Consider the following 18460-nt stretch of genomic DNA (forward strand, 5'->3'; position numbering starts at 1 on the left):
TTTGGTGGGGTTCGCGCCCTGGCCGGTGCCCTTCGAGGGGGCCGGGGCGGGGGCCTGGCTCGTGGCGGGCGCCGGAGCGGTCGGCGCGACCGGCGCGACCGGTGCGGCGGAGCTCGTCCGGGGGGCCTTGGGGGACGGGGCCTTGGTGGACGGGGCCGGCGCGGCCGAGGACGAGGGCGCGGCGCTCGGCGAGGCGGACGGCGACGCGGAAGCGCTCGGCGAGGCCGAGGGGCTCGGGGAGGCGGACGTCGACGGGGTGGCCGAGGCGGAAGGCTTCGGGGACGCGCTGCCCGAGCCGGTATCCGTGGAGGCGCGGCCGGACAGGTTCACGAGGCCGTTCTGCTGCCGCAGCGCCGTGCCGGGGTCGTTCGAGGCCTTGGCCTTGGCCGCCGGGGTGGGGGAATCCGTGGCGCTGACCCCCACATAGGGGAAGGATCCGGCGACCGGCACCATGCCGGTGGTGACGGCCGCGGTGCCGAGGGCGACGGCCACCGAGACGCCCAGCAGGCCGGTGCGCAGGGCGGTGCCGCGCTTGCCGCCGCTGTGCGGTGCGGCGGGGAGACGGTGACGGCCCATCGAGCGTGCCTTCCTTGCCGGTTCAAGATCATCCCTTACCCACCCAAATGGGTGAGTTCGTTGGTGCGCGACTGTACGCCATGGGGCCAGGGGGGCGATGTGTCCCGAAAGTGCCGGCCCGGTTAGCGTTCACGCATGAATGAAGATGTCCGTCTGACCGCCTGGGTGCGCGGCCGTGTGCAGGGAGTGGGCTTCCGCTGGTTCACCAGGGAGAACGCCTTGGAGATCGGCGGGGTGGTCGGCTTCGCGCTCAACCTCGACGACGGGCGAGTACAGGTGGTCGCCGAAGGTCAACGTGAGAATTGCCACCGGCTGCTCGACTGGTTGCGCTCCTCCGACACGCCCGGGCAGGTGGACGGAGTGACAGAGATCTGGGGCACACCGCGCGGTGGCTACGACGGATTCGGGATGCGATGACCGATCGGCTGATCATGCACTCATCACATCTCTGATCGTCCGCACACGGTCGGAACTGCGCATTCGTCGTCGACGCGTTGCCGACGAGGGTGATCCGTGGAAGGCTCGAAGATGAGGATGATCTCCACACCCCTTGCGGGGACCGGGGCGCCCGCGGATACGGGGCGTGATCGTGTTGACCGTCAAACTTTTTGGTGAGACGCTGGAAGCCCCGCGCACCTGAGCTGTTTGGCAGTGTTGGCAGTAGTAAGCGCAGTGACTGACAGTCGCTGCCGGACATCCGCGGGTGCGATTCCCTCACGACCCACACCGCTTCGGTCGGTCACTCAGTGTGGAGGACCATCCATCATGGCAAAGGCGCTTCTCGGTTACGTCGGCGGTTCCGACCCGCGACTCCTCGCCGAGATGCGACGGCTTCAGCAGCGCGTCCAGGACCTCGAGTCCGAGCTCGTACGGATTCAGTCCGAAAATGACGCGCTGAACGCGGCCGCCGCTCAGCACGACGGAGACTCGCTGCTCGGCAGCATCGACATCGACGTACCCCAGGCGGAGCCTGCGCTCACCTGACCCGTGCTTCACTCGACGCTCGACTCCAGCCCCGCATGATCTGCAAGGGACGCTTCGGCGTCCCTTCTTTCTTTCCGCGTCCTTCGCGTCCTCCGACTCTTCCGCGCGTCTTCCCGCGCCCCCTTCCCCCGACGGCCGTGCCAGGGACCACAGGGCCAGGTGGGGGGCCTGATCCCATTGGCGTCAGTTGTGCCCAGCACCTTCATGGGTGAAACCGGACGCGAAAGGTAGAGTCCGGCGGCGTGCACCTCAAGTCCCTGACCCTGCGTGGCTTCAAATCCTTCGCGTCCGCCACCACCCTGCGCTTCGAGCCCGGAATCACCTGTGTCGTGGGCCCGAACGGATCCGGCAAGTCCAATGTGGTGGACGCGCTGTCCTGGGTCATGGGTGAACAGGGGGCCAAGTCCCTGCGTGGCGGGAAGATGGAAGACGTCATCTTCGCCGGGACCACGGGGCGTCCGCCGCTCGGGCGCGCCGAGGTGTCCCTGACGATCGACAACTCCGACGGCGCGCTGCCCATCGACTACGCCGAAGTCACCATCACCCGGATCATGTTCCGCGGCGGCAGCAGCGAGTACCAGATCAACGGTGACACCTGCCGCCTGCTCGACATCCAGGAGCTGCTCTCCGACTCGGGCATCGGCCGCGAGATGCACGTCATCGTCGGACAGGGGCAGCTGGACTCCGTCCTGCACGCCGATCCGATGGGCCGCCGCGCCTTCATCGAGGAAGCGGCAGGCGTACTCAAGCACCGCAAGCGCAAGGAGAAGGCGCTGCGGAAGCTGGACGCGATGCAGGCCAACCTCGCCCGCGTCCAGGACCTGGGCGACGAGCTGCGGCGCCAGCTCAAGCCCCTGGGACGGCAGGCGGCGGTCGCCCGACGGGCGGCCGTGATCCAGGCGGACCTGCGCGACGCGCGGCTGCGCCTGCTCGCCGACGACCTGGTCGTGCTGCGGCGCGCCCTCGACACGGAGATCGCGGACGAGGCGGCGCTCAAGGAGCGCAAGGAGGCCGCCGAGGCCCAGCTCGCGGGCGCCGTGCGGCGCGAGGCGGAGCTGGAGGAGGCGGTACGGGAGCTCGCGCCGCGGCTGCAGCGGGCCCAGCAGACCTGGTACGAGCTGTCGCAGCTCGCCGAACGCGTCCGGGGCACCGCCTCCTTGGCGGACGCCCGGGTCAAGAGTGCCTCGGCTCCGCCCGAGGAGGAGCGGCGCGGCCGCGATCCCGAGGAGATGGAACGGGAGGCCGCGCGGATCCGCGAGCAGGAGGCGGAACTGACGGCGGCTCTGGAGGCGGCCTCACGGGCGCTGGAGGACACCGCCGAGCACCGGGCGGAGCTGGAGCAGGAGCTGGCCGCCGAGGAACGCCGGCTGCGGGACGCCGCGCGGGCCATCGCCGACCGGCGCGAGGGACTGGCCCGGCTGACCGGGCGGCTCGGCGCGGCCCGCTCCCGCGCGGGGGCGGCGCAGGCCGAGATCGACCGGCTCGTCGCGGCGCGGGACGCGGCCCGGTCCCGGGCCGCCGCCGCGCAGGAGGAATACGAGGCCCTGGCGCAGGAGGTCGGCGGCCTCGACGACCCGTCGGCCGACACGGACCACGAGAACGCGCGGGACCGGCTGGCACGGGCGGAGGCGGAGCTGTCCGCCGCCCGGGAGGAGCTGTCCGAGGCGGAGCGCTCCCGGGCGGCCGTCTCGGCGCGGCGCGACGCGCTGGCGCTGGGGCTGCGCCGCAAGGACGGTACGGGCGCACTGCTCGCGGCGCGGGAGCGGCTGGCCGGGCTGCTGGGACCGGCGGCGCAGCGGCTGTCGGTGACCCCCGGGTTCGAGGTCGCCGTGGCCGCCGCACTGGGCTCGGCCGCGGACGCGCTGGCGGTGGCCTCCCCGGGAGCGGCGGCCGAGGCGATCCGTCACCTCCGTGAGGCGGACGCGGGCCGCGCCACCCTGCTGATCGCCCCGGCGGCGCCCGCCCTCCCGGGGCAGGCCTCGGCCGGACCGGCGGACGGGGCACAGGAAGCGGTCGCCGGGGCAGCGGTCGCCGGGGGAGCGTTCCCCCACCCGGCCCCCTCCCGGGACGGAGATCTCCCCGCGCCGGCCCCGCGGCCGGCGGCGAGCGTGGGTACGTCCGCCCAGGCCCAGGTCCAGGCCCAGGCCCAAGCTCCGGCCTCCGCACCGGTCGCGGCCGACGGCGGACCCATGGGTGCTCCCGTACCGGCCGCCGAGCTGGTCGGCGGGGACGCGCAGGTGCGGCGGGCCGTGGAGTGGGTGCTGCGGGACCATGTCGTGGTCGCGACCCTGGACGCGGCCGAGACGCTGGTCGCGGAGCGGCCCGACGCGGTGGCCGTGACCCTCGACGGCGACGTGCTCGGCGCCCACCTCGCGCACGGCGGTTCCGCCGGGGCGCCCAGCCTGATCGAGGTGCAGGCCGCCGTCGACGAGGCCGCGGCCGAGTTGGACCGGCTGGGCGTACGGTGCGCGGAACTCACCGAGGCCCGGACGGCAGCCCAGAGCCACCGCCAGGACGCGGCCGCCCTGGTCGATGAGCTCGCCGAGCGGCGGCGCGCCGCGGAACAGGCCCGGGCCGGGGTCGCCCAGCAGCTCGGGCGGCTCGCCGGGCAGGCCAAGGGCGCCGCGGGCGAGGCCGAACGCAGCGCCGCCGCCGCGGACAGGGCCCAGGACGCCCTGGAGCAGGCGCTGGCCGAGGTGGAGGAGTGCGCCGAGCGGCTCGCGACCGCCGAGGAGATGCCGGCGGACGAGGAGCCGGACGGCTCCCGGCGGGACCGGCTCGCCGCCGACGGCGCCAACGCCCGGCAGACCGAGATGGAGGCCCGGCTGCAGCTGCGGACCCTGGAGGAGCGGGTCAAGGGGCTGGCCGGACGCGCGGACTCGCTGGACCGCGGGGCCCGTGCGGAACGCGAGGCCCGGACCCGCGCCGAGCGGCGTCGGGCGCGGCTGCGCCACGAGGCGGAGGTGGCCCGGGCGGTGGCCGACGGCTCCCGGCAGCTCCTCGCGCACGTGGAGGTGTCGCTCGGCAGGGCCGACGAGGAGCGGGTGGCGGCCGAACGGGCGAAGGGCCTGCGCGAGCGGGAGCTCGGCGAGGCACGCAACCGCGGCCGGGAACTGAAGGGGGAGCTGGACAAGCTCACCGACTCGGTCCACCGAGGTGAGGTGCTCGGCGCCGAGCAGCGGCTGCGCATCGAGGCGCTGGAGGCCAGGTCGCTGGAGGAGTTCGGCATGGAGGCCGCCGGGCTGGTCGCCGAGTACGGCCCCGACCAGCCGGTGCCCCCGTCCCCGCCCGCCGACGGCGAGGTGCTGCCGGAGGACCCGCAGGACCCGCGCAACCGGCCCGGTCCCTTCGTCCGGGCCCAGCAGGAGAAGCGGCTCAAGGTCGCCGAGCGCGCGTACCAGCAGCTCGGCAAGGTCAACCCGCTCGCCCTGGAGGAGTTCGCCGCGCTGGAGGAGCGCCACCAGTTCCTCAGCGAGCAGCTGGAGGATCTCCGTAAGACGAGGGCCGATCTCCTTCAAGTCGTGAAGGAGGTCGACCAGCGTGTCGAGCAGGTCTTCACCGAGGCCTTCCGGGACACGGCCCGGGAGTTCGAGGGCGTGTTCTCCCGCTTGTTCCCCGGCGGCGAGGGCAGGCTGATCCTCACCGATCCCGACAACATGCTGACGACCGGCATCGACGTGGAGGCCCGCCCGCCGGGCAAGAAGGTCAAGCGGCTGTCGCTGCTCTCCGGCGGCGAGCGCTCGCTGACCGCCGTGGCGATGCTGGTGTCCATCTTCAAGGCGCGCCCCAGCCCGTTCTACGTGATGGACGAGGTCGAGGCCGCGCTCGACGACACCAATCTGCAGCGCCTGATCCGGATCATGGAGGAGCTCCAGGAGAGCTCACAGCTGATCGTCATCACGCACCAGAAGCGGACGATGGAGGTCGCGGACGCGCTCTACGGCGTCTCGATGCAGGGCGACGGCGTCTCCAAGGTGATCAGCCAGCGTCTCCGCTAGGTCGATCATTCAGATAGTGAAGGCATAGGTAGGCAGCCTGCGGGGCGATTGCGACCACTCCGACTCTTGACTTCAGAAAGTGAAGCCATAGGCTCTGCTCTGGCGTGTTGACGTTCAGGTGGTGGTGCGCAGTTTGCTGTGCGCCACTAGAGGAACACGCGCAACGACGAATCCCCCACACAGCCCGCCGTCGCCGCCGGGCCCAGGAGCGCACCTTGACCAGCACAGCGAACGCACCCGCGTCAGGCGGTGGAAACCCGGCTCACCCCGACCACCTCGGCCACGTCATCTTCATCGCCGCGGCCGCGGCGATGGGTGGCTTCCTCTTCGGCTACGACAGCTCCGTCATCAACGGCGCGGTCGAGGCCATCCGCGACCGCTTCGACGTCGGCTCGGCAGCGCTCGCCCAGGTGATCGCCGCGGCGCTGATCGGCTGCGCCATCGGTGCCGCCACCGCGGGCCGCCTCGCCGACCGGATCGGCCGAATCCGCTGCATGCAGATCGCGTCCGTCCTGTTCACCGCGAGCGCCATCGGTTCGGCCCTCCCGTTCGCCCTCTGGGACCTCGCCATGTGGCGCGTCATCGGCGGCTTCGGCATCGGCATGGCCTCCGTCATCGGCCCCGCCTACATCGCCGAGGTCTCCCCGGCCGCCTACCGCGGCCGGCTGGCCTCGTTCCAGCAGGCGGCCATCGTCATCGGCATCGCCGTCTCACAGCTGGTCAACTGGGCCATCCTCAACCTCGCGGGCGGCGACCAGCGCGGTGAGATCGGCGGGCTCGAAGCCTGGCAGTGGATGCTCGGCGTGATGGTCGTCCCGGCCGTGCTCTACGGCCTGCTGTCCTTCGCCATCCCGGAGTCCCCGCGCTTCCTCGTCTCGGTCGGCCGCACGGAGAAGGCCAAGAAGGTCCTGCGCGAGGTCGAGGGCTCCGGCATCGACGCCGACGCCCGCGTCCGCGAGATCGACCACTCGATGCGCTCCGAGGTGAAGTCCACCTTCAAGGACCTGCTCGGCGGCCGCTTCGGCTTCCTGCCCATCGTCTGGATCGGCATCGGCCTCTCGGTCTTCCAGCAGCTGGTCGGCATCAACGTGATCTTCTACTACAGCTCCTCGCTGTGGCAGTCGGTCGGCATCGACGCGAGCTCCTCGTTCCTGTACTCCTTCGAGACCTCGGTCGTGAACATCATCGGTACGGTCATCGCGATGATCTTCGTGGACCGGCTCGGCCGCAAGCCGCTCGCCCTCATCGGCTCCGTGGGCATGGCGCTGTCGCTGGGCACGGCGGCCTGGGCGTTCTCGTTCAAGACCGGAACCGGCGACGACATCTCGCTGCCGCACGCGCAGGGCATCACCGCCTTGGTCGCGGCCAACCTCTTCGTCCTCTTCTTCGCCCTCTCCTGGGGCGTGGTGGTCTGGGTGCTGCTGGGCGAGATGTTCCCCGGTCGCATCCGCGCCGCCGCCCTCGGTGTGGCTGCCTCGGCCCAGTGGATCGCCAACTGGGTCATCACCGTCACGTTCCCGTCGCTCTCCGACTGGAACCTCTCGGGCGCCTACATGATCTACACGTTCTTCGCCCTGCTCTCGATCCCCTTCATCCTCAAATGGGTGCCGGAGACCAAGGGCAAGGCGCTGGAGGAGATGGGGTAACCACCCCCGCCAACGCCCCTTCTCCTCGATACTGCCCCGGCTCAGTCCTTGAGCCGGGGCAGTACCTGTTCGCAGAGCAGGTGCAGGCTGCGCCAGCCCTCGTCCAGCGGCATCCCGCCGCACAGCGGGTGCAGGACCAGGTTCCCCGCCTCGCCCGCGGCCCGGCCGTACGCGACCGCCTCGTCCGGGGTGAGGATCCGGTACACGCCCTCTGCCCGCAGCTCCGCGACCGAGCGCGCGGCCGACCGTACGGCGCTGCGGATGTCCTTGGACTGCCAGGACGCGTACATGCCCGCCTCGTGCAGGAAGCGCTCGCCGTGCTCGGCCCAGACCCGGTCCGGGTCCTCCGCGATGTGCAGCAGCGGGGTCTCGGCCGCGGGCATCATGCAGAAGCCCTCCGTGCCGTACTCCGCCAGCCGCGCGGTGTAGTACGCCTCCAGCTCCGGCAGGTGCGCGCTGGGGAAGAAGGGCAGCCCCAGCCGGGCGGCGCGGCGGGCCGCGGCCTCGGAACTGCCACCGACCAGGAGCAGCGGGTGCGGCCGGGTGAACGGCGTCGGGGTGACCCGTACCGTGCGGCCGCGGAACTCGAACGGCTCGCCGGTCCACGCCTTCAACAGGGTCTCCAGCAGCTCGTCCTGGAGTCGGCCGCGCCGGCCCCACTCCACACCGTGCTGCTCGTACTCCTCGGGCCGGTAGCCGATGCCCGCGACCGTCACCAGGCGGCCGCCGCTCAGCAGGTCGAGGACGGCGATGTCCTCGGCGACCTTCAGCGGGTCGTACAGGGGGCCGATGATCGCCGAGACGGTGACCGCGATCCGGCGGGTCGCGCCGAAGACCGCGCCCGCGAAGGCGAAGGGGGAGGGCAGCCAGTTGTTGTCGGTGCCGTGGTGCTCCTCGGTCTGGATGGTGTCGATCCCGCGGTCGTCCGCGTACCGGGCCATCTCCAGGGCCGCCTTGTAGCGGGCGGAGAGGGACTCAGGGGTGCCGTTCGGGTCGACGAGATTGAACCGGGCCACGGTGATGGGCATGGAGAAGTCCCCCTTCGCCGGATGTGGGTGGGCGGGCGAAGGGGGACGTTAACTGACGCGGCGTCAGTTGGACAGGGATCCGGCGGGCTCGCGCTCCCCGGCCGGGGCAGGTGCCGCCGGCGCCGTGCGCGGCAGTACGGCGTACAGCACGCCGGAGGTCACGATGCCCGCCACCCAGCCCAGGCCGTTGCGGCCGATCCAGGTCCCGGCGAGCGGCCCGGCGAACCAGTCGACCTCGGTGAACAGCAGCCCCACCAGCAGGGCCAGGGCCCAGGCGGTCATCGCCTGCCAGGCGAAGCCGCCCTTGTACCAGTAGGCGCTGGTCCGCGTGGTGTCCAGCAGCGCGGGGCCGTCGTAGGTCGTGCGGCGCAGCATGTCCACGCCGAAGACACCGATCCACGCGGAGAAGGCCACGGCCAGCAGGGTGAGGAAGGAGATGAACGAGCCGAAGAAGCTGGTCGCGACCACCATCAGCAGGAAGCCGAAGACCAGGCTGATGAGCGCGTTGACGCTCACGGCGGCGGCCCGCGGGACCTTGATCCCCAGGGTCTGCGCGGTGAAGCCGGCCGAGTACATGGACATCGAGTTGATCAGCAGCATGCCGACGACCGCGATGAGCAGGTACGGGACCGCGATCCAGGTCGGGAGCAGCTCACCGATGAAGGACACCGGGTCCTGGGCCGAGGCCAGGTCCGGGGTGCCGACGGCCATGACCGCGCCCATCAGGACCATCGGGAGCACGACCACGCCGGCGCCGCCGATCGTCGCGCCGACCATGCCCTTGGAGGAGGCGGTGCGCGGCAGGTAGCGGGTGAAGTCGGGGCCCGAGGGCACCCAGCTGATCCCGCCGGCCGCGATCGTGCCGATGCCCGCGATCATCATCGCGCTGGAGCCGGCCGGCTTGCCGAAGACGGCGGACCAGTCGGTGGTGAAGAGCAGGTACCCGAGGACGAGCACGCTGAAGGCGCCGAAGAGGTACGTGGACCACGTGGAGCAGACGCGCAGCGCGTTGATGCCCAGACCCGAGACCACGAAGGTGCAGCCCACGAAGAAGAGCAGGGTGACGACGATGAGCGGGGTGCTGCTGCGGACCCCGAACAGCAGGTCGAGCACGGTCAGCACGGCGTAGGCGCCGCTGACCGCGTTGATGGTCTCCCAGCCCCAGCGGGCCACCCAGATCAGGGCGCCCGGGAAGAGGTTGCCGCGCTGCCCGAACACCGCCCGGGAGAGGGCCATCCCGGGGGCGCCGCCGCGCTTGCCCGCGATGGATATCAGGCCGACGAGCCCGTACGAGACGACCGGCGCGGCGACCGCGACGACGAGCACCTGCCAGATGTTGAGCTTGTTGAAGATCACCAGCCCCGCACCCATGGTCAGCAGCAGCACGCTGATGTTGGCGGCGACCCAGGTGGGGACGAGCTCGCGGACCCGGCCGGTGCGCTCGCCGTCCGGGACGGGTTCCAGGCCGCGGGTCTCGATCGCGGTGTCGGCTGCGCCGTCGGCGGGCTCGGCAGGCATACGGGTGCTCCGTCGGGGAGGTTGTGAGGGGAAGTCGTTCATCATCCTGGATGTACCGCTAAAAGCACAAACGGAGGCTTACGTCCTGGTCCGCGCGCCCAGGTTCCCGGCTCCGGCGTGGCCGTGGCCGATACTGGGGGGGTTATGGACATCCTCATCCTTGCTGTAGTCATCGCCCTGGTCGCGGTCGGTGTGATCAGCGGGCTCGTGGTCAGCAGCCGCAAGAAGAAGCAGCTGCCGCCGCCGGCACCGCCGAGCACGCCGACCATCACTGCCCCGCCTGCCGAGCCGCAGGTGGGGGAGGACGCCGTAGAGACGGCGGAAGAGCCGCGCCGCACGATCGAGGAGGTCGGGCTCCCGGAGGCCGAGGCCCCCGCCCCGGCGCCGGTGGTCGAGCCGGAGGCCCCGGCCGCGCCCGAGATCGAGGTGCCCGAGCCCACCGCCGGGCGCCTGGTCCGGCTGCGTGCCCGCCTCGCCCGGTCGCAGAACTCCCTGGGTAAGGGGCTGCTCACGCTGCTCTCCCGGGAGCACCTCGACGAGGACACCTGGGAGGAGATCGAGGAGACCCTCCTCGTCGCCGACGTCGGTGTCGTGCCGACCCAGGAGCTCGTCGACCGGCTTCGCGAGCGGGTCAAGGTGCTCGGCACCCGGACCCCGGCGGACCTGCGCGCCCTGCTCAAGGAGGAGCTGCTGACCCTGGTCGGCACCGACCTCGACCGCGTCGTGAAGACGGAGAGCGGCGAGGACACCCCCGGCGTGATCATGGTCGTCGGTGTCAACGGCACCGGTAAGACCACCACCACCGGCAAGCTGGCCCGGGTGCTCGTCGCCGACGGTCGCAGCGTGGTGCTCGGCGCGGCCGACACCTTCCGTGCCGCCGCCGCCGACCAGCTCCAGACCTGGGGCGAGCGCGTCGGCGCCCGTACCGTACGCGGCCCCGAGGGCGGCGACCCGGCCTCGATCGCCTACGACGCGGTCAAGGAGGGCATCGCCGAGGGCGCCGACGTGGTGCTCATCGACACCGCCGGTCGCCTGCACACCAAGACCGGCCTGATGGACGAGCTCGGCAAGGTCAAGCGGGTCGTGGAGAAGCACGGTCCGCTGGACGAGATCCTGCTGGTCCTGGACGCCACCACCGGGCAGAACGGCCTGACCCAGGCCCGCGTCTTCGCCGAGGTCGTGGACATCACCGGCATCGTGCTGACCAAGCTCGACGGCACCGCCAAGGGCGGCATCGTCATCGCCGTCCAGCGCGAACTGGGCGTCCCGGTCAAGCTCATCGGCCTCGGTGAGGGTCCGGACGACCTGGCGCCGTTCGTGCCGGAGGCGTTCGTGGACGCCCTGATCGGCGACTGAGAGCGGCCCTGACGGACACCGATGCCCCCGCGTTCCGGCCGGAACGCGGGGGCATCGTCATGTCGTCGTGTGCGTCGTCGTGTCCGCCTCCGGTACGCGGCTATCGGCGCAAGCGGTGGCAGATGTAGGCGAGGGTCCCCAACAGCAGCCTGGCCTGCGGCGGGCCGCCGGCGGAGTCGAGCGCGGGCGGCCGCAGCCAGCCGACCTGGCCGAGCCCGGCGCGGTCGGAGGGCGGGGCCGTCACGAAGGCGCCGTGGCCCAGGGCGCGCAGGTCGAGATCGGCGTCGTCCCAGCCCATCCGGTACAGCAGCTGCGGCAGTTCGGCCGCCGCCCCCGGGGCCACGAAGAACTGCGCCCGGCCGTCGGCGGTGACGATGACCGGGCCGAGCGGCAGCCCCATCCGCTCCAACCGCACCAGCGCGCGCCGCCCGGCCTCCTCGGAGACCTCGATGACGTCGAAGAAGCGGCCCACGGGGAGCAGTACGGCGGCGCCCGGGTACTCGCTCCAGGCCTGCGTGACCTCGTCCAGGGTGGCCCCGGCCGGGACCGTGGGGGCGAACGCCAGGGGATGCGCCCCGGGTTCGGGGCACCGGGTGTCCCCGCAGGAGCAGTCGCGGGCGGGCGCCGCGGCGCGGGCGCCGGGGACCACGTCCCAGCCCCACAGCCCGGTGCACTCCGCCACCGCCGTGCACTCCGAGGTCCGGCCGCGGCGCCGGGTGCCGGAGCGGAACTCCTTGGTGCTGCGGCTGCCGCCGATCGTGAAGCCCATGCCCATGCCCCCTCCAACGGGTCGGACGTGCCGGTGGTTACGAAGCCGGTGCGACGAGCTCGGCGGGGCCTCTGCCGGCAGCCCCGCCGCGGGGTGTCCTCCGACGCCGCCCGGCGCACTCCTCGCCGCGCGCGCCCCGAGCGCACTCCAGTCCAACCGATCCGCTTTCACCTCGGTGTCAAGTGAATCGCGCCTGGCGGGTGGCTAGTTCATTCGAAGGGGTGGCGAATGGTGGCGTTTCTGGAATCGACCTCGCCGCAGGGGTGATCGTAGGATTACTTTCGGTACACGAAACCGAAGGCGACCCATCCGTGGGTATGCCGGAGGCAATATGTGAAGGACCTGTGAAGGTCCCTGGTGACGCACGGCGTCCCGGCCAAGGTTTCGTGTGGAAGATGCTGAGCGGATGGGGGCGTTCCAGTGAGCGGCAACGGCGCAAGCGGAACGATCGAGGATGCTGCTGCGCGCAACGACCAGCTGACCTCGTGGTTCGTCCGCAGCGGTTGGTCCAAGGGTGAACTCGCCCGGCAGGTCAACCGCCGGGCGCGCCAGATGGGTGCCCACCACATCAGCACGGACACCTCCCGGGTGCGCCGCTGGCTCGACGGTGAACAGCCCCGCGAGCCCGTCCCGCGCATCCTGTCCGAGCTGTTCTCCGAGCGCTTCGGCTCCGTCGTCGCCATCGAGCAGCTCGGCCTGCGCACCGCCCACCAGACCCCCTCCGTCTCCGGGGTCGACCTTCCCTGGGCCGGTCCGCAGACCGTCGAACTCCTCGGCGAGTTCTCCCGCAGCGACCTGATGCTGGCGCGCCGCGGCTTCCTCGGGACCTCGCTCGCCCTCTCCGCCGGCCCCGCCCTGATCGAGCCCATGCAGCGCTGGCTCGTCCCGGCCCCGGCCGCCGACCCGGGACCGCGCGGGGCGGGGCCGACGGGGGCCCTCGGCGGTCACCGCCCGCCCCGGCTCTCCGAACCGGAACTCGACCTCCTCGACGCCACCACCGTCATGTTCCGCCAGTGGGACGCCCAGTGCGGCGGCGGACTGCGCCGCAAGGCCGTCGTGGGCCAGCTCCACGAGGTCACCGACCTGCTCCAGGAGAACCACCCGGCCCCGGTCATGAAGCGGCTCTTCAAGGTCGCCGCCGAACTCGCCGAACTGGCCGGCTGGATGAGCTACGACATCGGCCTGCACCCCACCGCGCAGAAGTACTTCGTGCTCGCGCTGCACGCCGCCAAGGAGGCCGGTGACAAGCCCCTCGGCTCGTACATCCTCTCGGGCATGAGCCGTCAGATGATCCACCTGGGGCGTCCCGAGGACGCGCTGGAACTGGTCCACCTCGCGCAGTACGGCAGTCGTGACTGCGCCGGCCCGCGCACCCAGGCCATGCTGTATGCGATGGAGGCCCGCGCGTACGCCAACATGGGCCAGCCCAGCCGCTGCAAGCGGGCCGTGCGGATGGCCGAGGACACCTTCTCCGACGTCGGCTTCGCGGGCGAGCCCGAACCCGACTGGATCCGCTTCTTCTCCGAGGCCGAGCTGAACGGCGAGAACTCCCACTCGTACCGGGACCTGGCCTACGTGGCCGGGCGCAGCCCCATGTACGCCTCCCTCGCCGAGCCCGTCATGGAGCGGGCCGTCGAGCTCTTCGAGAAGGACGAGGAGCACCAGCGCTCCTACGCCCTCAACCTCATCGGCATGGCCACCGTCCACCTGCTCCAGCGCGAGCCCGAGCAGGCCGCGGCCCTCGTCGGCCGGGCCCTCGACGTGGCGGGAAAGGTGCGGTCCGAACGGGTGAACACCCGCCTGCGCAAGACCGTGGACACCGCCGCCCGTGAGTACGGCGACGTCGCCGAGGTGGTCCGGCTCACCGACCACCTCGCCTCCCGGCTCCCCGAAGCCGCGGAGGCCGTCTGACGGCCCACGCGGCCGCCCCCAAGGCCCCGGCCGCGGCAGTCACCCCGTGAAGCCCGATCAGGCTCCCCCAGCCAGGACGTCCGGGTCACTGCCGCGGCCGGTTTCTGTTCTTTGTGGCTGAACCGCCGCCGCTCTCGCGGAGGTGGTTGCTCGCCGTCGTGGTTCCTCGATCGATGGCTGCCGCGTTCACCACGTCGTAACACCACGGATGCCTTCGTCATCGGCGCGAAACACCGAGCGGCGCCGCCGGAAACCGGCCTGCGCGAATCTCAGGGTCATTAACCGGCCGGCCTCCCCAGCCAGGCCGGACACCCCTTTTACGCCGCTCAGGTTTTCACGATCGCCCGCACGCGAACGTACCGACGACGAGGAGACGCCGATGGCATCAGCCATCACGACCCTCGCGGCAGACGCCCCGACGCTGTCTGCCGCGAACACCGGGTTCATGCTCATCTGCTCCGCCCTGGTCATGCTGATGACCCCGGGACTCGCCTTCTTCTACGGAGGCATGGTCCGCGTCAAGAGCAGCCTCAACATGCTGATGATGAGCTTCATCAGCCTCGGGATCGTCACGATCCTGTGGGTCCTCTACGGCTTCAGCCTCGCCTTCGGCACCGACTCCGGCTCCCTCATCGGCTGGAACTCCGACTACGTCGGCCTCAGCGGCATCGGGATCACCGAGCTGTGGGACGGCTACACCATCCCGGTCTACGTCTTCGCCGTCTTCCAGCTGATGTTCGCCGTGATCACCCCGGCCCTGATCAGCGGTGCGCTCGCCGACCGCGTGAAATTCGGCGCCTGGGTCCTGTTCACCGCCCTGTGGGTCACCGTCGTCTACTTCCCCGTCGCCCACTGGGTCTGGGGCGCCGGCGGCTGGCTCTTCGAGCTCGGCGTCATCGACTTCGCGGGCGGTACCGCGGTCCACATCAACGCGGGCGCCGCCGCCCTCGGCGTGATCCTGGTCATCGGCAAGCGCGTCGGCTTCAAGAAGGACCCGATGCGCCCGCACAGCCTCCCGCTCGTGATGCTCGGCGCCGGTCTCCTGTGGTTCGGCTGGTTCGGCTTCAACGCGGGCTCCTGGCTCGGCAACGACGACGGCGTCGGCGCGGTCATGTTCGTCAACACCCAGGTCGCCACCGCCGCCGCCATGCTCGCCTGGCTCGGCTACGAGAAGCTGCGCCACGGCTCCTTCACCACCCTGGGCGCCGCCTCCGGCGCGGTCGCCGGCCTCGTCGCGATCACCCCCTCGGGCGGTGCGGTCAGCCCGCTCGGCGCGATCGCCGTCGGCGTGATCGCCGGTGTGCTGTGCGCCATGGCCGTGGGCCTGAAGTACAAGTTCGGCTACGACGACTCCCTCGACGTGATCGGCGTCCACCTCGTCGGCGGTGTCGTCGGCTCCCTGCTGGTGGGCCTCTTCGCCACCGGCGGGGTCCAGTCCGACGTGGCCGGCCTCTTCTACGGCGGCGGTCTGGAACAGCTCGGCAAGCAGGCCATCGGTGTCTTCGCCGTCCTCGCCTACTCTCTGGTGGCATCGGCGCTGCTCGCCTTCCTCCTCGACAAGACGATCGGGATGCGGGTGTCCGAGGACGACGAGGTCGCCGGGATCGACCAGGTCGAGCACGCCGAGACGGCCTACGACTTCAGCGGAGCCGGCGGCGGAGCCGCCTCGCGGAGCACCGCTGCCCCCGCCCCCTCCGCCGCGAGCAAGAAGGTTGACGCATGAAGCTGATCACCGCGATCGTCAAGCCGCACAAGCTGGACGAGATCAAGGAAGCCCTCCAGGCCTTCGGAGTCCAGGGACTCACCGTCACCGAGGCCAGCGGCTACGGCCGTCAGCGCGGCCACACCGAGGTCTACCGCGGTGCCGAGTACCAGGTCGACCTCGTCCCCAAGATCCGCATCGAGGTCCTGGTCGACGACTCCGACGCCGAGGAACTGATCCGGGTGATCGTGAGCGCGGCGGCCACCGGCAAGATCGGCGACGGCAAGGTGTGGAGCGTCCCCGTGGACTCGGTCGTACGGGTCCGCACCGGCGAGCGCGGCGCTGACGCGCTCTAGCTGACAGGAGCCCCTGGGTGACGAGCGTCGAAGAGAACACGGACCACACGGCCGACTCGGGACCCAGCGGATACGCCGCGGCCCGGCTGCGACTCCTCCAGGAGGAGTCGCGGTCCGGGCCTTCGCGCCGTTCCGCCCTGGCCGGGCTGACCGACCAATGGCTGAACGCCCTGTTCACCGCCGCCGTACGGGAGACGGGCGTCCGCGGTGCCACGCTGGTGGCCGTCGGCGGCTACGGGCGCGCCGAACTCTCCCCGCGCAGCGACCTCGACCTGGTGCTGCTGCACGACGGCAAGGCCGAGCCGCGGGCACTGAGCGCGCTCGCCGACCGCGTCTGGTACCCGGTGTGGGACCTCGGCCTCGCCCTGGACCACTCGGTACGGACCCCCGGCGAGGCCCGCCGGACCGCCGCCGAGGACCTCAAGGTGCACCTCGGCCTGCTGGACGCCCGCACCGTCGCCGGGGACGCCGGACTTCTCGCCGGCCTGCGCACCTCCGTCCTGGCCGACTGGCGCAACCAGGCGGCCGAACGACTCCCGGAACTGCACTCCCTGTGCCGCGAGCGGGCCGACCGGGCCGGGGAACTGCGCTTCCTGCTCGAACCCGACCTCAAGGAGGCCCGCGGGGGACTGCGCGACGCCACCGCGCTGCGGGCGGTCGCCGCGTCCTGGCTGGCCGACGCCCCGCGCGAGGGCCTCGCCGAGGCCCGGCGGCGGCTCCTCGACGCCCGGGACGCCCTGCACCTGGTCACCGGCCGGGCCACCGACCGGCTCTCCCTCCAGGAACAGGACCAGGTCGCCGCCCAGCTCGGACTCCTCGACGCGGACGCGCTGCTGCGCGAGGTGTACGAGGCCGCACGCGTCATCGCCTACGCCGGCGACGTGACCTGGCGGGAGGTGGGCCGCGTCCTACGGGCCCGCGCCGCCCGGCCCAGGCTCCGCGGGCTGCTGGGCAGCCGCGGCGACCGGGTGCCCGCGCGGGCACCCCTGGCCGAGGGCGTGGTGGAGTCCGACGGCGAGGCCGTCCTGGCCCTGGCAGCACGCCCCGACCGCGACCCCGTCCTCGCCCTGCGGTTCGGCGCGGCCGCCGCGCAGGCGGGTCTGCCCGTCTCCCTGCACGCCGTACGCAGACTCGCGGCGCAGGGCAAACCGCTGCCGGTGCCCTGGCCGGCCGAGGCCCGCGAGCAGCTGCTGACCCTGCTGGGAGCGGGGGAGCCGACGGTGGCCGTCTGGGAGGCCCTGGAGGCGGAGGGCCTGATCACCCGGCTGCTCCCGGACTGGGAGCGGGTGCGCTGCCGCCCCCAGCGCAATCCCGTCCACACCTGGACCGTGGACCGGCACCTGATCGAGACGGCGGTACGGGCCTCCGCCCTCACCCGCCGGGTCGGTCGCCCCGACCTGCTGCTGATGGCCGCGCTCCTGCACGACATCGGCAAGGGCTGGCCGGGCGACCACTCGGTCGCCGGCGAGACCATCGCCCGCGACGTCGCCGCCCGTGTCGGTTTCGATCCGCACGACGTCGCCGTCCTGGGGGCGCTCGTACGGCACCACCTGCTGCTGATCGACACCGCCACCCGGCGCGACCTGGACGACCCGGCCACGGTCCGCGCGGTCGCCGAGGCCGTGGGCTCGGTGGGCACGCTGGAGATACTGCACGCGCTGACCGAGGCGGACGCCCTGGCCACCGGGCCGGCCGCGTGGAGCACCTGGCGCGGATCCCTCGTGGCGGACCTCGTCGCGCGGGTCGCCGCCGTACTGCGCGGCACGGCCCCGGCGGCCGGTGAACCGGAGATCCCGACCACCGAACAGGAACGCCTGGCCGTGGAGGCCCTGCGCACCGGGGAACCGGTCCTGGCGCTCCAGGCCCGTCAGGAGGAGGACGCGGTCGGCGTGGACCTCGTCGTCGCCGTCCCCGACCAGCCGGGGGTCCTCCCGGCGGTGGCCGGGGTGCTGGCCCTGCACCGGCTCACCGTACGGGCCGCCGACCTGCGCTCCATGGAGCTCCCGGACCGACTCGGCGAGGTCCTGGTGCTGAGCTGGCGGGTGGCCGCGGAGTACGGCGCGCTGCCGCAGGCCGCCCAGCTCCGTACCGACCTGGTCCGCGCCCTGGACGGCTCGCTGGACGTCCCGGCGAAGCTGGCCGACCGCGAGGCGGCCTACCCGCGCCGGCGCGGGGTGGTCCCACCGCCGCCCCGGGTCACCGTGGTCCCGGACGTCTCCGCCCTGGCCACGGTCCTGGAGGTGCGCGCACCGGACGCCGTGGGCCTGCTGCACCGGATCGGCCGGGCGCTGGAGTCCCGGGGCGTCCGGGTCCGCAGCGCGCACGTCTCCACGCTGGGCGCGAACGCGGTGGACACGCTGTACGTGACCACCCCCGAGGGCAAGCCCCTGGACCCCGCGGAGGCGGTATCCCTGGCCGGCCTGGTGGCAGCGGCCCTGTCGTAGCGCGGGCGCCTGCCAGGCCGTATCTTCCGGCCTCGCAGGCGTTTGAGGCGCGGGGTCCGGGGCGGGGCCCCGGGAAACGGCGAAAGGGCCATGCGGGGAGAGGCTCCGCGCAGCGGCAGACCCGCACCAGGAGCAGGCAGGTCCCCGGATGGGGGAAGGGCCCGATACCCTG

At 72.2% G+C, this 18460-nt stretch carries 13 protein-coding genes and 1 pseudogene; 9 read left to right on the plus strand and 5 right to left on the minus strand.

Annotated elements, in window-relative coordinates:
- Positions 1–576: pseudogene (locus AB8A24_RS13915) on the minus strand (CAP domain-containing protein); the annotation flags it as partial.
- 135 nt (positions 577–711) lie between these two features.
- Here AB8A24_RS13915 and AB8A24_RS13920 point away from each other — a divergent pair.
- The 4 genes from AB8A24_RS13920 to AB8A24_RS13935 all read left to right on the plus strand — a co-directional run bounded on the left by AB8A24_RS13920 (position 712) and on the right by AB8A24_RS13935 (position 7204).
- On the plus strand, positions 712–993 hold the full coding sequence (locus tag AB8A24_RS13920; protein ID WP_369475854.1) for an acylphosphatase: 282 nt from the start codon (positions 712–714) through the stop codon (positions 991–993).
- 348 nt (positions 994–1341) lie between these two features.
- Complete coding sequence (locus AB8A24_RS13925; RefSeq protein ID WP_030012524.1) at positions 1342–1560, plus strand: hypothetical protein; 219 nt, start codon at positions 1342–1344, stop codon at positions 1558–1560.
- A gap of 242 nt (positions 1561–1802) precedes the next feature.
- Complete coding sequence (locus tag AB8A24_RS13930; RefSeq protein WP_369475856.1) at positions 1803–5558, plus strand: AAA family ATPase; 3756 nt, start codon at positions 1803–1805, stop codon at positions 5556–5558.
- 215 nt (positions 5559–5773) lie between these two features.
- Positions 5774–7204: a sugar porter family MFS transporter gene (locus AB8A24_RS13935; RefSeq protein ID WP_328961483.1), complete on the plus strand. Its 1431-nt coding sequence runs from the start codon at positions 5774–5776 to the stop codon at positions 7202–7204.
- Between the two features lie 41 nt (positions 7205–7245).
- Here the strand turns inward: AB8A24_RS13935 and AB8A24_RS13940 are convergent, their stop codons facing one another.
- Both AB8A24_RS13940 and AB8A24_RS13945 read right to left on the minus strand, forming a co-directional pair.
- On the minus strand, positions 7246–8232 hold the full coding sequence (locus tag AB8A24_RS13940) for an LLM class flavin-dependent oxidoreductase (protein ID WP_030718460.1): 987 nt from the start codon (positions 8230–8232) through the stop codon (positions 7246–7248).
- Positions 8233–8295: 63 nt separating this feature from the next.
- Positions 8296–9750, minus strand: coding sequence for a cytosine permease (locus tag AB8A24_RS13945; protein ID WP_328961481.1), 1455 nt, complete (start codon positions 9748–9750; stop codon positions 8296–8298).
- A 144-nt stretch (positions 9751–9894) separates the two neighbouring features.
- On the opposite strand from AB8A24_RS13945, the gene ftsY reads away from it, so the two are divergent.
- Complete coding sequence (gene ftsY / locus AB8A24_RS13950; protein WP_030718464.1) at positions 9895–11106, plus strand: signal recognition particle-docking protein FtsY; 1212 nt, start codon at positions 9895–9897, stop codon at positions 11104–11106.
- A 100-nt stretch (positions 11107–11206) separates the two neighbouring features.
- Here ftsY and AB8A24_RS13955 read toward each other — a convergent pair whose 3' ends face one another.
- Positions 11207–11875: a bifunctional DNA primase/polymerase gene (locus AB8A24_RS13955; RefSeq protein WP_369475858.1), complete on the minus strand. Its 669-nt coding sequence runs from the start codon at positions 11873–11875 to the stop codon at positions 11207–11209.
- Positions 11876–12295: 420 nt separating this feature from the next.
- On the opposite strand from AB8A24_RS13955, the gene AB8A24_RS13960 reads away from it, so the two are divergent.
- Positions 12296–13786: a hypothetical protein gene (locus tag AB8A24_RS13960; RefSeq protein ID WP_328961479.1), complete on the plus strand. Its 1491-nt coding sequence runs from the start codon at positions 12296–12298 to the stop codon at positions 13784–13786.
- Positions 13787–13972: 186 nt separating this feature from the next.
- On the opposite strand, the gene AB8A24_RS13965 is transcribed toward AB8A24_RS13960, so the two are convergent.
- On the minus strand, positions 13973–14179 hold the full coding sequence (locus AB8A24_RS13965) for a hypothetical protein (protein ID WP_158780909.1): 207 nt from the start codon (positions 14177–14179) through the stop codon (positions 13973–13975).
- Between AB8A24_RS13965 and AB8A24_RS13970 the strand changes: the two genes are divergently transcribed.
- From AB8A24_RS13970 to AB8A24_RS13980, 3 genes are read left to right on the plus strand one after another with little or no spacing between them, the layout of a single operon-like run.
- Positions 14166–15509, plus strand: a complete 1344-nt coding sequence (locus AB8A24_RS13970; protein WP_328961478.1) for an ammonium transporter — start codon at positions 14166–14168, stop codon at positions 15507–15509. The two genes, AB8A24_RS13965 and AB8A24_RS13970, sit on opposite strands and share 14 nt — an antisense overlap.
- Positions 15506–15844, plus strand: a complete 339-nt coding sequence (locus AB8A24_RS13975) for a P-II family nitrogen regulator (protein WP_030009357.1) — start codon at positions 15506–15508, stop codon at positions 15842–15844. The genes AB8A24_RS13970 and AB8A24_RS13975 overlap by 4 nt, the downstream gene beginning before the upstream one ends.
- 17 nt (positions 15845–15861) lie before the next feature.
- Positions 15862–18288 carry a [protein-PII] uridylyltransferase gene (locus AB8A24_RS13980; RefSeq protein WP_369475860.1) on the plus strand — a complete coding sequence of 809 codons (2427 nt, stop codon included), beginning with the start codon at positions 15862–15864 and terminating at the stop codon, positions 18286–18288.
- The last annotated feature ends 172 nt before the right edge of the window (positions 18289–18460 follow it).

The organism is Streptomyces sp. BF23-19, assembly GCF_041106355.1.
Classification (GTDB): Bacteria; Actinomycetota; Actinomycetes; order Streptomycetales; family Streptomycetaceae; genus Streptomyces; species Streptomyces virginiae_A.